The organism is Streptomyces sp. NBC_00038, from assembly GCF_026343635.1.
Lineage (GTDB): Bacteria > Actinomycetota > Actinomycetes > Streptomycetales > Streptomycetaceae > Streptomyces.
The window spans coordinates 136,720-151,601 of the sequence record NZ_JAPELQ010000001.1 but is presented as its reverse complement, the minus strand read 5'-3'; the positions used below and the strand labels follow the sequence as shown (position 1 = coordinate 151,601).

The window sequence follows — 14,882 nt, the reverse complement described above, 5'->3', positions numbered from 1 at the left end:
CACAGTAGACCCGGAGGGGACTTAATGCAAAGTGTTGTGCGTTATAGTGGGGTGCATGGTTGGAGAATCGTCCCGGCAGCGGCGCACCGGTGGTCGCAGTGCGATGGTGCTGACGTCCATTAGGAAGGCCGTCGAGGAGCTGATCGCCGAGCACGGCAGCGATGCCATCACGATCCCGATGGTCGCCGAGCGTGCGGGAGTCAATCACTCGAGCATCTACCGGCGGTGGGGCGACGCGCGGACCATGATCAACGACCTGGCGACCTACCGGCTCGACCCGGACCGCGGCCTTCCGGACACCGGAGACCTGCGGGGTGACCTGACCGTATGGGCCGACGAACTGGTCAGTCACTACAGCAGGCCGGTGAACGCTGCACTCCTGCGGGGCGGAGCTGCCGCAGCCGGCGAGAGCGAGTCGGACTGCCTGCGGGACCGCCGGGCGGAAGCGGCCGGCTTCGCCGCCCGGTCTGCCAGCACCTTCAGCAGCGACCAGGTCATCGACTGCGTGGTGGCCCCGATCATCTACCGGGTCATCTTCCTGCCCTGGACGTTGCCCGAGGTAGATGTGCGAATGTACGTCGACGACCTCTGCAAGCGCTCGGCGTGACCGCCGCCCCCACGCCGGAGGGCTCAAGCTGATCCGGTCACGGCAACCCGAGCGTCGGCGTCGTCGGCAGCCGCGGCGATGGAGGACTGCAGTCGGCGGACGGCTTCGAGATGGTCGCCGGTCCAGATGATGCGGACGCCTGTCCTCGTGGCCCGGCCATCCGCATCATGCAGGTCCCGGCGTACCGCCTCGATCAGTCGCGAATTGTTTCTGCGGTCGGATACCAGCGGACGGGGCACTGGTCCATCGCTCTCCATTCCCCCGGCCAGGCGCTCGTACCACTGGAAGATCCGTTCGGCCATGATCAGCAACTCTCGCTGTGCGGCGGCCCGGTCCTCGAGCGGCTCGCCACCCGCGGGCCGCCGCCACAGCTCTAGGACGGCGTCGGCGGCCAGGCGGAGCCCAACAACACCTGTGACCAGGGTCGTCATCTCACCCATCGGGATGGCCTTTGCTCCGCGCTCGGCCAGGTACGTCCGGAAGGCGTCGTCCAGTCGGCGCGCGGCGGCGGCCGCTTGGCGGGCCTCCTGTGGGATCTCGAGGGCCGCGGGTCCGAAAGTGCAGCAGGACACCGCGTAGCTCACCGCACTGAGCAGATACCGGGCGCTGTCGACATACGCCTCCGCCAACGTTTTGGCCAGGGCGGCGGACGCGCCTCGCGGCCAGAAGAACAGGCCCACGACCACGCTCACCGCACAGCCGAGCGCGATGTCCTCGATGCGAATCAGGATGACCGACAGCCCTGCAGGCTGGGCGATGCTGAAGAGGATCACCAGGGTGAGCGTGAAGGCCGCCTGCCCGGCGGCGAACGAGATCGCGGCCGGGACGATGCCGGCGGCCATCACCGCGACCGGCAGCAGGATCCACAGTGCGATCGTGTCGTGCCCGATCAGCTGGAGCAGAACGGCGCCCAGAACCGATCCGGCCAGGGTGCCCCCGACGGCCCGGAAGACGCTCTGCCCAGTGTTGAGGGCGTTGGAACGCAGCACTGACAGGGTGCCCAGCATGACCCAGAATCCGTGCTGGACACCGGTCGCATCGGCAAGCGCGACTCCGATGCCCAGGCCGATGGCACCGCGAATGCTGTTGTGCAGCCAGACCGAGTGCGGTTCGACATGCGCCGCCGCCCGCTCCCAGGCGCTGGTCAGCGCACCCGTCGGCGACCCGGGTTCGCGGCCAAGGAGGCGGTCCGACCAGCTGCGCTGGTCCGCAGCCCGGGCGATGTCGACGTTCCCTGCGATCTGTAGAACGACGAAGGCTACTTCCTGCGCTCGGAAGGACACATCGAGGCTGTTGATGAAGGTGTCGACATCAAGCCCGCCGCCTGCTTGGTTGTCCGGAGTGGGCAACCGGTTGACTGCCCCGTCCTCCAGTGCGGTCAAAGCCTCACGAAGTTCCTGTGCCGCTGCGTGCAGACGGTCCTGAGCGGCACCGGGATCATCAAGCATCTCCGCCGATGCATCCAGCACTTCAGCAGCGGCTCTGCGCACTGCCGAGGACTGAAGGCCGCCCGTTGGACCGGGTTCGTCCAGGGAGGATGCCGGCGCCAGAACCGCGCTCAGCCAGGTCAGCTCGTCGACGAGGCGGACGAGTGCCCGCGAACCGGTGGACAAGCCGGTGGGACGGTAGGGAGTGGCGGTAAAGGCTCGCTGCAGATCCTGCGCACTCGACATGGTCTGCAGGACGCAGGCACGGCACTCCCCGAAGGCCGGACCGTCGGCGCGGCCCGCGAAGTAGTCCGCGTCGGTGCGCAACTGCCGCGCCGCGGCTCGGCAGACCTGCGCCGCGGGCGCGCTGAGCGGATCGTCCTGAGTCCTCGGCCAGAGCAGCCAGACCGCGATCATCGAGGTCACGCCCGCCAGGACCACGCCGATCAGCCGGTCGGGCAGCTGCGCCAGTGGGGCGGGCGCCGACACCGGCAAAATGAACGCCAACAGCAGCGACGTTGTGGCTCCGGCCAGGACCGAGCTGACCACACCTGAGAAGAGCACGGCGAAGCCCACGACGACCGTAGCCGCTGTCGCGGTCCAGACCGACTGCGCCGCCAGGGTGCCCAGAGCGACCAGCACCAACCACGCCCCGGTGAGCGCCGCGTGCGCCCGCAGTCGCTGTGCCATGGGGCCGGTGAAATCAACCAGCAGGAGCATCGCGAACGCACCGAACGCGGCGAAGGTGCCCACGGCGGGTGCGTGGAAGACCTGGGTGCACAGGGCGAATAGGGAGGGCATCACCAACGCGTTCCTGGCGGCCCGCCGTGTGGCGGCCAGGCCCGGATCCCTGAGGCGCAGCCACGCGGTGATCTGGCGAATCTGGTTCATCACGACCTGCCTCGGTGGGGTGGTGGACGGCGACCAAGCAGCGCTTTCAGCCAGCGGGGTTGGCGATGCGCCGCAGCAAGGCCAGTACCTCGGCGTCGAGTTCGCGGGCTACGGTCAGGGAGCGCTCGTCCTGGTAGATGGACACTGCGCTGGCGACGGAGTCATAGATGAGACGGGTGCCGTCGTCGGCTATCTGTTGTACGAGGATCGCCGCAGGACAAGATGCGCCGGCATCGGGTAGGAAGCGGACCAGGTCCCCGGAGGCCGTCGGCATGTCGACGAGCAACCGGATCAGACGGCTGGTTCCGTGTTCCCTGCCCCAGCTACCGCTGATCTCAAGTTCTGCGATTCCGATGAGACGGACTTGAGCCAGCGTGCTGTTGACGCGCCGCACGGGACGCGCACGCTTGCCCGCCGTCGTCCGGCGGCGCAACTGGATGCCGGCCTCGGAAGTGCCGAGTGTCTCGCGGATGTCCTGGATGACGGCGGTGAAAGATCGCCGGGTGTTGAGGACGTGCCGCTCGATCGGGATTCGGAGCACGTATTCGCTCACCAACATTGCAGGCGCCTTCCATGAGGTGCCACCGGCCGACGGAGTCGTGGCACGGTGACGCCGGATGTCGCCGATCGGAGATGGACCGGGAGGTCCGTACGCTCCGACGCCACCGAGCATGTCTTCGACGTCGGCAAGTCCTGTTGGTCGGCGCACTGCTCCGCTCAGCGACGCGGAGCCGAAGACCTCAGCCGTCGGCGAGAGTCGCGCGCAGGGTGACTTCGGGGACGCCCGATAGCGCACGGCTGACCGGACAGTTCGCCTTCGCGGAGTCGGCGAACTCGCGGAACTGGTCCGCTCCGACCCCGGGGACCGCGCCCTCCGTCACGAGCTCGATCTTCGTGATCGTTGGAACGCCGTCGACCGGCCGCAGGGTTACTGAGGCGGTGGTCTCGATCGACTCGGCGGGGAAGCCCGCATTGGCCAGCGCGCCGGCCAGCGCCATTGAAAAGCAAGTGGCGTGAGCCGCGCCGATGAGCTGCTCCGGGTTGGATCCGGGGCCGCCCTCGAAGCGGGACTTGTACGTGACACCCCCGGTGATGCTGTCGCCGGCCGTGAAATCACCGGCACCGCTAGGGATGTCGCCGTACCACGTGGCGTGTGCCTTCGAGACAGGCATGTGTCCTCCGATACCTGTGGTGCAACGGGCGAAGCCGCCCGTTGCAGCGATCGTTCATGATGGCCGACGTTCCACGACATCGCCCATCGAGGTGAGTGGACGTCACTGAGGCTGAGCTGCTGCTTCGCCTTCGCGGTGCAATCTCGGTGAGTTGAGAGCAGCCGACGAGTGTGCCGGAGCTGCTCGTCTCAGACCGCCGTGGCCAGCGTCTTGAACTCCTCGTCCGAGAGCCGCACTGCCGCGGCGGCGACGTTCTCCTCGAGATGCGCGACCGACGACGTTCCCGGAATGGGCAGGATCACGGGGGATCGGCGGAGCAGCCAGGCGAGTGCGAGCTGGGACGGTGTCGCGCGGCGACTCTTGCTGATCCGGGCCAGCGGGCCACCGGCATCGGCGAGACTGCCGGTTGCGATGGGGAACCAAGGGATGAAGGCGAGGCTTTCGGCTTCGCAGTAGTCGAGGACGTCTTCTGAGGCGCGGTCGGCGAGGTTGTAGCGGTTCTGGACCGATACGATCCCGGCGGCCGCGCGGGCTTGCTTGAGTTCGGCCACTGAGATCTGCGACATGCCGATGTGGCGGATCTTCCCCTCCTGCTGGAGTCGTGTCAGCTCGCCGAGTGACTCCTCGACCGGCACCATCGGGTCGATGCGATGCAGTTGGTAGAGGTCGATGCGGTCGACGCCGAGGTTCCGAAGACTCAGTTCGGCCTGCCGCCGCAGGTACTCCGGCCGGCCGTTCGGATGCCACATGCCAGGACCGGGCCGGGTGAAGCCGCCTTTGGTGGCGATGACCAGTTCGGCGGGATACGGGTGCAGGGCCTGCTTGATTAGTCGCTCGCTGACGGAGGGCCCGTACGAGTCCGCCGTGTCGATGAACGTCACCCCGAGCTCGATCAGTCGACGCAGCACGCGCACCACCTCGTCGGGGTCCTGCGGTTCACCCCAGATGCCGGGCCCGGTGATGCGCATCGCACCGAATCCGAGGCGATGCAGGGGCAAGTCGCCGCCGAGCCGGAAAGTGCCCGAAGCCGCTGCGGGGGAAGGAGCGGTGGTCACGGTGGTTCCTTCTTTCCACGTGTGCTGAGTTGGGAATCGACGGCCGGGATTTCGTATCGAGTTGGGCTCACCGGAAGGAGAAAACGGTAAACGCCACGAGTTCCGCGTTGGCAGGTGCACTCGCCTCGAAGCCGTAGAACTGGCCGTACTTCGGCCGCATGATGTCCACCGCGTCCTTGGCAACGGCGGCCAGCTGCGCCGGGAACCAGGCCGTATGCGCACCCTGCGAAAGGTCGATGAAATCGCTGAACGGATGGGCCTTGAAGGCTTGGGACACCGCGTCCGTCATGTCCCCGTAGTACCCGAGCTCGAACTGGACGTCGGCACGGGAGCCGATGTTTCCGTGACCCGCCGAGAGGAAGTCCCAGTCCATCTCGTCGACTTCGTTCAGGTTCCGCTCCGCGAACAGGAATCGCTCGTTCGCGGTGAAGCGCCCGAACGGCGGCTGGTCGGGCCCCATCAGGTCGGGACAGTGCACGATCTTTTCGCCGATCAGCTGCCACGCCGAGTGGTCGTCCGTGTGCGCCGCCCATTCGAATCCGTGCATCCGGACGCTGAGATCTTCGAAGGTGAAGGTCCCCTTGGGCCAGTCGACCGTTTCCGTCGGGCGCGGCAGCACGCTGCCCACGGCCTCGAGTTTCCTGGCCGTCATCTCGCTGGCCACGATGCGAAGCACCCGGCCGTCCTGACTTGCCTGTTCGACGTACCTGGGGGCGTCGCCGATGTGATCGGCGTGGAAGTGCGTGTAGACGATGGTGGAGATCGGTTTGGCGGTCACCGACTCGATTGCCGCAAGGACGCCGTCGTAACAGTGCTCGATGGGATCCATCAGGAGGACGGATTCCTCTCCCACGTAGAAGAGGGTGGCGAAGACTCCGACCTCGACCCAGTACGCGCGCCCCGACAGTCGCTGCAGGACGAAGGGCTCGGTCATGGTGCGCCGGAAGAGCTGGTCGACATGGGCTCCGACCGGTAGGACGACGTCCTTCGAGGGGACGACGAACCGGCTGGCCGTGGTCGAGGGAAAAGTGGGGAACTCGGACATGAACTCGCCTTTCGTGTGCAGGGATACGGCATTCGCGGGCATCGACGGTCGCCGCTCCGGGCCTGCCGACTCGGAGCGGCCCCTGGCGCGGTCTGTCTGCTCGAGCAGGCGGCAGACCCCTGGAGGTGCGATACCCGCCACCGCGTGAGGCCTTGATCGTGACGAGGTAGACGTGGCCCGGTTGTTGTTGGTGCTCGCCGCCTCGCGCTGACTGCGCCTTATGCCTGGGCAGGCCATCCGGGCGAGAGTGGCCAGCGTCGCGGGAGGAAGGCGCGCGGCGGAAACAAGCTGGGCGATGAACGCTACATATGCCCCGTCCATCGCCAGTGTGGTCGCGCCTCGGGGTGGAGGAGCGCCAGCTCCTGGCAGGGCTCTCGGACGAGGGGGCGAGTCAGTCGATGAAGACGCTCCATGCGACGGCGTTGAGATTGTCGGCGAGGAAGATGTCGTTGCCGCCGAGGCGCTGGTCCCAGGACTCCGGCATGTGCTCCGCCGCCCGGGCGACGACCGCGTCCATCCAGACCTTCAGCTGAGCCTGGCGATTGTCGCTGGGCACCCCGGCATCGGCGGCAGCCTGCCGCAGGTCCACCTCACCGAGCGCCTCGGCGGCGGAGGTCCGCAGGTCTTGGATGTACTCGCGATTCGTCGCCACGTCCTCGGGGGTGCCGAAGAGGGACATGTGACCGGAGACCACGGTGTCGAAGTCGTATTCGAGCATGTCATCCATGGCGGTGAAGTACGCGGGCACATGCGGGGCAAAGAGAAGGCGGAAGAAGGGTGCGTTCTTGACGGTGAAGCTGTCGATCGCCGTCAGGATCCGCTGTTCTGGGAGATGTATGAACAGGTTTCCCGGCTGATGCCAGTCGCCCTTGTACTCGAGGACGAGCAGCTCGCCGTCGATCTTCAGTTCCGTTCTCGTCCCGCTGAACGTCTCATTGGGCAGAGGCCGGTGGTCGTCGTGCGACTCCTGGATGAACTCAGCGGTGGCCTCGTGTGCGATGATCTTCAGCCCGTTGCGTACCAGCAGGTGGGCGGAGCCGATGTGGTCGGCGTGTGCGTGGCTGTAGATCAGGTGGGTGATCGGATTCGAGGTGACCTCCTCGATGCCGGCCAGTAGCCTTTCGTCCAGGTCTGGCGGGGCGTCCACGACGACCACGCCCCTCTTCGTCACCAGGAACATGGTGTTCACCATCCCGCTGCTGATGCCATAGGCGCCGCCGCCGAGTTCCGTGACGAGATAGCCGGAGTCGGGGATGTCGGGACCTTTGGCGAATTCCGGAACGGGTGTGTATTCAGCCATGGAGGGATTCCCTTACCGTTGGGATCCGGGTGGTATGGATTGCTCCGCTATTTTCACGCGGGCGCTGATTCCGTTCCCTCACCCGAACACGTGAGAGCTGTCCGGTCAGGACGGTGCTGTGGTTCCCGCGCGGAGCTGTTCGGCGATCCAGGAGGCCGCGAACCCGGTCCAAGTGGCCGCGTCCCCGGCGCCTTGGGCGAGGCCCAGACTGTGCGGGCCGTGGGCGAAGACGTGCACGGTGTGCGCGACGTCGTGCGCGGCCAAGGCCGCGGCGAGGCGGTAGGTGTGCTCGGGCGGAACGTAGACGTCCTCGGCGGTGTGCCACAGAAAGAACGGTGGTGACGCCTCGGTGACCAACGAGTCCAGCGACGTCGCCCGGCGCAGGTCCGGTGAGGCGTCCTCGCCGAGCAGGATGATGCGCGAAGGCCGGTACGTCTCAGTCTCCATCGACGTGATCGCGTAGCCGAGGACGGCGAACTGGACGGACTCGCGTGGGTCGTTACTCGGCGCGAGTGCTGCCAGCCCCGCCAGGTGCCCGCCGGCCGAGAAGCCGACCACTCCGATGCGATCGGCCCCCTGCGCGCGGCGCCGCCGTATCTCGGACCGCAGCGCTACGAGGGGTGCGGGGTGGCGTGCGTTGAGTGGGTATCGGAAGACGCTGGCCGACAGGCCTAGTCCAGCGAGCCAGCCGGTGACGGGTTCTGCTTCGTGCGGGGAATGTGCCGCGTAGCCCCCGCCGGGCAGCACGATCAGGTGTGTTGTTGCGGGCCGGACGGTACCCGCGAGTCCGCGACGTGACTGTGCTGTTTGGGGTCGATCGTTCACGGCCAACCTCCACAGTGTTGTGCTGGCGTTGCTGGGGCCTGCTGTCGCGGTGCTGTGGCAAGGTCATCACCACATTGCGTTCCTCTACATCACTTGAACAGGTGAGGTGGGGCGGGGCGCGCTGGGGATGTTTCTTAGGTGGTCACCGGTGTGGCCATCGGTGTGGTCCGGTGATCAGGGGTGTGTGTCTGGGTTGCCACGATCTGGTCGTGGTACTGGTTGCTCAGGTGGGACCTGGAACGCACGCCGAGCTTGGTGAAGATGGATCGGGCGTGGGTGCCGACGGTGTTGGTGGACACCTTCAGTTCGGCGGCGACCTGTTTGTTGGAGTATCCGGTGCCCATGAGGCGGGCCACGGTGCGCTCGGCCTGGGTCAGCGCCGCCCAACCAACTGCCGGGCCGGGCTCGGTGGCGGCCCAGTCCGCGCGTCGGGCGCCGGCTTTGCGCATCACCTGCTGGACGCGCAGCATCGGGCCGATCGCGCCGGCCAGCTGGTACGCCTCCCAGGCCTGGTCCAGTTGTGCGATCCCGTCCGTGCGCCGCTGCTCGCCGAGCAGGTGTTTGCCGAGGTCCTCGCGTGCCCCGGCCAGCAGGAGCGGGCGGGGGCCGTCGGTCAGTACGTCGACCGCGCGGTGGAGGAGATCACCGTCTCGGCCGACCAGGCCCTGGATGTGCGCCGAGATGCCCTCGAAACTGGACACGCCGGGGTTTCGGGTGGCACCGATCTCGGCCAGCGACTGTGCTTGTTCGAGGAACTCCGCGTCGTCCTCGGCAATGCCGATTCTGGCCAGGACCGGCAGCCAGCCCGGCTTCCATGGCCAGGCGTCGCGGTCGGCGTGGGCCGAGCGCAGGAGCGGCGAGAGTAGACGGATCGCGGCGGCCGGCTCGCCTTCGGCCGCGGTCAGCCAGCCACGAGTCAGCAGCAGCGGCGGCGCGTGCGCCTCGTCGTCGGCCGTCGGCCCGTTCCCGTCGAGGGCCAGCTCGTGCCGGGCGTCGTCCAGTCGTCCCCGGAGCAGAGCGACCATGCTCACGATCGACGCCGCCTCCAACTCGCACATCCGCGAGCCCAATTCGCGAGCCAGGGTGAGCAGCCTCCGGGCGCCCGCCTCGGCATCGTCCAGACGACCCAGGTTGTAGTCCTGCCAGATCTGTGCGTAAAGGAGCGCCGGCAGTACCGCGGCCGGATGCTCGGCCGACTCGCTCCACGCCTGCTTCAGCAGCGCCTCGGCGTCGCGATAGCGGTCCAGGTTCTGCAGCGCCATGATCTCCTGGGCGAAGAACACGGGCTGGGACCGGGCCCGCAGTTGTCGGAAGTACGACAGGGATCCGGCGTGGTCGGCGCCGTTGCGGCTGATCTCGGCGAGGGCATGCAGTGCGGTGAACTGGGCCTCGCGGTCATCGAGCCGCCGGGCCGCAGCCAAGGCTGCTTCGGCCTGCGGGCGCATCGCCTCTGCCCCCTGCAACCGGGAGTCCACGAGTGCCTGGAGCGCCGTCAGTCGGGCACGCATCGGAGCGGTCAGGTCGGACCGGGCCAGGCCCGAGGAACATCGCACCGACGAGGACTCCCAGAGGCCGGCCAACCATAGGGCTCTGGCGAGCACGAGCTCTACTCGCCCGATCGAATCCCCGTCGTCCAGGTGCGCCAGCACCAGATCGCCGATGGTGATCGCGTCGTCGCAGCGCTGCACCAGACCCAGAACTCGGACGCACTGTTCGCCGAGGGTGGGGTATGCCGGATCAGTGGGTCGCAGCGCACGGAAAGCCGTGATGGCCAGGTCGCCGGCTGTGTGTGGTGTCGACGCCGCTAGATCGACTGCCGACTGCATGACGATCGCTGCGCACTCCGTTTCGCCGGGCTCGATGCCTTCCCGGGCGTGCACGGCGATCATCGAGCTCTCGGCATCGACGGCCACCAACTGCCTGGCGCATCGGCGATGCAGAGCGCGCCGGGTCGGCTCGGCCATGTCCGCGTACACGGCTTCGCGCACCAAGCGGTACCGGAACGCGATTCTGCCGCTGCGCCGGTCCAGCACACCGGCGCCGATCGCTTCGTCCAACACGGTGGCTGTCTGTACGCGTGAGAGCCCCGTGAGGTCCTGAACGTCACGGGGCGTCACCGGCTGACCGAGGACGGCCACGGCCTCGATCATGTCGACGGCCTGCGGGCTGAGTCCGAGCAGCGTGCGGTGCAATTCCTGGGTCACCTGGCGCGGGACGCATGCCGTGGTCGATGTGGATCGCCAGGCCATCTCGTCGACGGAGTCGCCCATGCCCGTCAGTGTGTCGATGACCTGCACGGCCAGGAGGGGACTGCCGTCCACCTGCACCAGGAGGTCAGCGGCGGCGAGCGGCGGGGACGTGCCGAACCGGTCGTGGGCGAGGTCCAGGATTGCCTCGGCCGACAGCGGCTGCAATTCCAGTCGTTCGACGGGGATTTGGCCGGCTCGGGAGCCGTTCAGGGCGCTCAGATCGTTCAGAACGCTGTCTTCTGCCGTGCGCCCGACCAGTAGCCAGACAACAGGGCACGACGCCAGTCGGAACGGCAGGCTCCGCAGGAGGAACCGGGTGAGCTGGTCCGCTTCCTCCAGATCGTCCAGCAACAGGAGAACCGGGCCTGCAGCGGTGGCGGTCTCCAGCCGGTTGCCAATCGCTTCGAGGAGCAACAACGGCTCGTCCACCTGCGCGACCAGCTCCGTCAACTCAGCCCCGGTCAGCAGGGGGTGAGGTCCGTGGCGCAGAGACAACAGGATCGGAGCGCCCGGGGACAGCTGGGCGATTGCGTCGGCGTTGGCAGCGCCGGTCCGGAAGCGCAACGCCCCGGCCTCCGCGGCGATCGTGCGGGCCAGCTCGGACTTTCCCATGCCCGGTTCGCCGGTGATGATCAGCATCTGCCCGTGTCCGCCTCGCGCCGTCGCACGCAGCATGCGCAGAGCCGTTGTCATCTCCTCGGTACGACCGCGCAGGACACTGGTACCAGTCACGCGTCGCGCAACTGTGTGCCTCTTCTCAGACCGCTTGGCCGGTTGCGACATCGTCGTGTCACCATGCCTCAACTCTGCCATCGATTCGCTCTCTGGGCTGCTCATGGCCTTGCCTCCTCGAGGCATCTGCGCTTCTGCCGACCTTCGCTCAAGAATCAGCCAGACACCGGCCTTGCCGAATCACTCGATCGAGCCATACGTCATGTGGTGCCTCACTCTTTGCACGGTCCGGAGAGGTCTCCGGCAGCGCACCGCTCATGAACGCAGTGCCGGTCCGTCAAACGCTGTATGCCTCGGCGGCGATCCGCACCCCGGCGGCATCACCTGCACGACCCAGTGGGAACCCGTCGTGAGCGGTCCGCGGGGAAGTCATCGCCATGCATGGGCAGGCCGCTCAAGGACTGCGCCCGGGAGGCCTCGTCCTCGATCACATCCCAATGTTCAGCCAGCACGCCGTTCTCCATGCGGAGGAAGTCGGCGGCGATCCACGGGGCGGGCAGTCCGTGCCCCGAGAAGCTTCATGGGCGATGGCCTTGTTCCTGTCTTCCGCAGTGCTCATGAGACAACCACCTTCGTGTTGCCGGTCGCGGAGTCGGGTGCCGACAGCCTGCAACGGTCCAGGTCAACGCCACGGCTCCGTTTCTGCAAGGGTGACCGTGCTGCCGATCCTCGTCGAAGGCGCCATGGATCAACGACGGTGTTCAGTGCCAGGGCTCGTAATTTTCGGGACATCTCAGGCCGACCTGGCCAGCTGGCCTCACGGTGCCGGATTCGCGGGTTTCCCGTCCGGTCGGACCAGCGCTGTGCCGTCCGACGGCTGGAAGGCCCGGCGGTAGGCAGAGGGCGTGGTGCCGAGGGCGTCGCGGAATCGGGCTCGAAGGTTGGTGCTGGTTCCAAAACCGCTATGGGTGGCGATCTGCTCGATGCCGAGGTCGGTGGCTTCCAGGAGTTCACGGGCGTGGTTGATGCGGGCGGTGAGTAGCCATTGGTGCGGCGTGATGCCGGTTTCCTGGCGCCACATGCGGATCAGGGTGCGTGCAGAGACGCGCGCGTGCCGGGCAAGGATGTCCAACGTGAGGGTTTCGTTGAGGCGCCCCAAGGCCCAGTCGCGGGTGTCGGCGAGGGTGTGGTCGGTGGGGGAGGGCAGAGTCCGATCGATGTACTGGGCCTGGCCGCCGTCGCGGTGCGGTGCGGCGACCAGTTCGCGGGCGATGCTGTTGGCGACCGCGGTACCTAGGTCCTTGCGGACGATGTAGAGACACAGGTCGATACCGGCGGTCATGCCCGCGGAGGTCAGCAGGGGATCGTCGTCGATGTAGAGGACACTGCGGTCCACCCGGACCTCGGGGTAGAGGCGTTCGAGTTCGTCGGCGCTGGACCAGTGCGTGGTCACCGTACGGCCGCTGAGCAGTCCGGCCGCGGCGAGCGCGAAGGCGCCGGTGCAGATGGAGGCGATGCGGGCGCCCCGGTTGAAGGCGGTATTCAGCGCGGCCGTGACCTCGGGCGCCGGTGGTCGCTGATACTCCCAATAGCCGGGGACGATGATCGTGTCCGCCCTGGCAAGCGCCGACAGCCCGGCCGTCGAGCCGATCGTGAAGCCGGTACTGGTCGTGACGCTGCCGCGGTGCCCGCTACACACCAAGAGCTCGTACGGCGTATAGGACCGCTCGTTGAAGATCTGCGTGGGGATGGCGAGGTCGATGGGGATCACAAACGGCAGCGCCAGTACCGCGACACGATGAGGAGCCATGGCTGTAATATTACGGCCGTAACTATCCTGAAGGCTTGCAGGCACAAGACTGTGCGGACTCACGCGGGAGGGCCCTGGTCCGCCGGTGCCGCTGTCCCTGTTCGGCGAGTCGCTCTTCCAAGCAGCGTGTCGCGAAAATTGCGGATGGTGGCGGACCGGCTTGTGGTTGATCGAGAAGGGCTGGACGACCATCGAGCCATGAGCAGCACGGCCCGACGGCCGGGCTCACGTCGGCAGCGATCGCGGTAGAGCGGCTCGGCGCCGGCCCAGGCAAGGACACCCGACTGCTGTGACCACATACACCCCGATCGGGCGGTACTTCGCCGTGAAGGACGGGCGGCTCTACGGCCATGTCCGCGAGGGCGACGGGCCGGCCCTGGTCTTCCTGCACTACTGGGGTGGCTCGCACCGCACCTGGCGGCCGGTCATCGAGCGACTGAGTCCCGCCCAGGCGTTCGTCTCCTGCGACAGTCGCGGTTGGGGCGAGTCCACCGAGGTGCCCGGCCCCTACGGCATCGAGCAGCTCGCCGACGACGCACAGTGCGTCATCGAGGGGCCCGGATACGGCGAGTATGTCGTGGTGGGGCATTCGATGGGCGGAAAGGTGACCCAGGTACTCGCTTCCCGCTACCCAGCGGGGCTGAAGGGCGTGGTGCTCGTTGCACCCGCTCCGCCAGCTCCGGTCGGTGTGACGCCTGAGTTCCAGAAGACGCTGTCCCACGCCTACGACAACGCGGAAACCATCGACCAGAGCATCGACCAGGTCCTGACCAACGGCGAACTGTGGGCCGAAGTACGTCAGCAGGTGCACGAGGACAGCTCCCGGGCAGGAGAAGCGGCACGCATGGCATGGCCGCGAGGCGGTCGCCCGCACGATGCGCGGATCTACGTATCCGGCGCATTGCTCAGCCGATCACCGGACGTGTCAGCCGCCCGGAGAGGATGGGGATGGGGACACCTGTGGCGACCAGCCTGCCGACGGGAGGGCTTGGGGCGACAGGGATCAGCCCCAGCCGATTTGGCGCGGCCGGGCCCGTCGAATAGAGCCGTTGATACTGCCCCGGGCGTGACGGGTACTTTGCAGCACGGTCAGGTGTCTATAGATCCCGTACGGCCTGGCCGATGGGCGTGTCCCCGCTGACCAGCTCGAGGGTGCGGTGTGAAACGTCGGATGTCAGCAGCGCGGCGATCACAGCGGCCACGTCGGCCCGCGGTACGAAGCCCAGGTCAGTGACCTTGTCCGTCAGCGTGACGCGGCCGACTCCGGGCTCGTCGGTGAGTCCGCCCGGCCGCAGGATCACCCAGTCAAGGTCCCGGCTGCGCAGGTCGTCCTCGGCAGCCGCCTTGGCGGAGAAGTAGGCAGGCCAGTCCCCGTCGCTGAATTGTGCCGGGGGAGTATCGACGCCCATCCCGCTGATCTGCAGGAATCGACGTACCCCGACCCGCTCGGCGGCGTCGGCCAGTAGGACCGAGGCGCCACGGTCGACCGTGTCCTTGCGGAGCACACCGCTGTTCGGCCCGGCACCGGCGGCGAAGACGGCCGCGTCGGCACCCTCCAGCACCTGCGCTACGGCATCGAGGTCGACCGACTCCAGGTCGAGGACCACAACCTCCGCACCCGTCGCCGTCACGTCTGGCACCTGCTCCGGCCTGCGAATTAGGCCTACAGCTGTGTGGCCGGCTGACGTCAGGTGCTGCTCCAAGAGGAGAGCGATCTGCCCATGGCCGCCAGCGATCACGATTCGCATGTGTCCATCCTCTTTGCCGAGCTCTTCAACCCCGTTTGTGCTTTGCGTAGCGAGAGTAGACGTGACCCTCGGGCCTGGAGA

General features: G+C 67.4%; 12 protein-coding genes. 2 read left to right on the top strand and 10 right to left on the bottom strand.

What is annotated here, in order from left to right; genetic code table 11:
- The first annotated feature begins 55 nt into the window (after window positions 1-55).
- The gene (locus OG219_RS00775) at window positions 56-607 is read left to right on the top strand and encodes a TetR/AcrR family transcriptional regulator (protein ID WP_266821768.1); all 552 of its coding nucleotides are present in this window, start codon (window positions 56-58) and stop codon (window positions 605-607) included.
- A gap of 23 nt (window positions 608-630) precedes the next feature.
- Here OG219_RS00775 and OG219_RS00770 read toward each other — a convergent pair whose 3' ends face one another.
- The 9 genes from OG219_RS00770 to OG219_RS00730 all read right to left on the bottom strand — a co-directional run bounded on the left by OG219_RS00770 (window position 631) and on the right by OG219_RS00730 (window position 13,053).
- Window positions 631-2,925, bottom strand: coding sequence for an FUSC family protein (locus OG219_RS00770; protein ID WP_266821766.1), 2,295 nt, complete (start codon window positions 2,923-2,925; stop codon window positions 631-633).
- A 46-nt stretch (window positions 2,926-2,971) separates the two neighbouring features.
- Entirely contained in the window at window positions 2,972-3,484 is a 513-nt protein-coding gene (locus OG219_RS00765) for a hypothetical protein (RefSeq protein WP_266821764.1), read from the bottom strand.
- A 181-nt stretch (window positions 3,485-3,665) separates the two neighbouring features.
- Window positions 3,666-4,097: an OsmC family peroxiredoxin gene (locus tag OG219_RS00760; RefSeq protein ID WP_266821762.1), complete on the bottom strand. Its 432-nt coding sequence runs from the start codon at window positions 4,095-4,097 to the stop codon at window positions 3,666-3,668.
- Between the two features lie 188 nt (window positions 4,098-4,285).
- Complete coding sequence (locus OG219_RS00755; RefSeq protein ID WP_266821760.1) at window positions 4,286-5,152, bottom strand: aldo/keto reductase; 867 nt, start codon at window positions 5,150-5,152, stop codon at window positions 4,286-4,288.
- Window positions 5,153-5,219: 67 nt separating this feature from the next.
- The gene (locus tag OG219_RS00750) at window positions 5,220-6,197 is read right to left on the bottom strand and encodes an MBL fold metallo-hydrolase (protein ID WP_266821758.1); all 978 of its coding nucleotides are present in this window, start codon (window positions 6,195-6,197) and stop codon (window positions 5,220-5,222) included.
- Window positions 6,198-6,588: 391 nt separating this feature from the next.
- A complete protein-coding gene (locus OG219_RS00745) occupies window positions 6,589-7,497 on the bottom strand; it encodes an MBL fold metallo-hydrolase (protein ID WP_266821756.1) in 909 nt (302 codons plus the stop codon).
- A gap of 105 nt (window positions 7,498-7,602) precedes the next feature.
- Window positions 7,603-8,244 (bottom strand): alpha/beta hydrolase, encoded by a 642-nt coding sequence (locus OG219_RS00740; RefSeq protein ID WP_266821754.1) that lies wholly within the window; start codon window positions 8,242-8,244, stop codon window positions 7,603-7,605.
- A gap of 212 nt (window positions 8,245-8,456) precedes the next feature.
- Window positions 8,457-11,303 carry a LuxR C-terminal-related transcriptional regulator gene (locus tag OG219_RS00735; RefSeq protein ID WP_266821752.1) on the bottom strand — a complete coding sequence of 949 codons (2,847 nt, stop codon included), beginning with the start codon at window positions 11,301-11,303 and terminating at the stop codon, window positions 8,457-8,459.
- A gap of 757 nt (window positions 11,304-12,060) precedes the next feature.
- Window positions 12,061-13,053 carry a GlxA family transcriptional regulator gene (locus tag OG219_RS00730; protein WP_266821750.1) on the bottom strand — a complete coding sequence of 331 codons (993 nt, stop codon included), beginning with the start codon at window positions 13,051-13,053 and terminating at the stop codon, window positions 12,061-12,063.
- Window positions 13,054-13,342: 289 nt separating this feature from the next.
- On the opposite strand from OG219_RS00730, the gene OG219_RS00725 reads away from it, so the two are divergent.
- Window positions 13,343-14,194, top strand: coding sequence for an alpha/beta fold hydrolase (locus OG219_RS00725; RefSeq protein WP_266821748.1), 852 nt, complete (start codon window positions 13,343-13,345; stop codon window positions 14,192-14,194).
- On the opposite strand, the gene OG219_RS00720 is transcribed toward OG219_RS00725, so the two are convergent.
- On the bottom strand, window positions 14,151-14,801 hold the full coding sequence (locus tag OG219_RS00720) for an NAD(P)H-binding protein (RefSeq protein WP_266821746.1): 651 nt from the start codon (window positions 14,799-14,801) through the stop codon (window positions 14,151-14,153). The two genes, OG219_RS00725 and OG219_RS00720, sit on opposite strands and share 44 nt — an antisense overlap.
- Between the last annotated feature and the right edge of the window lie 81 nt (window positions 14,802-14,882).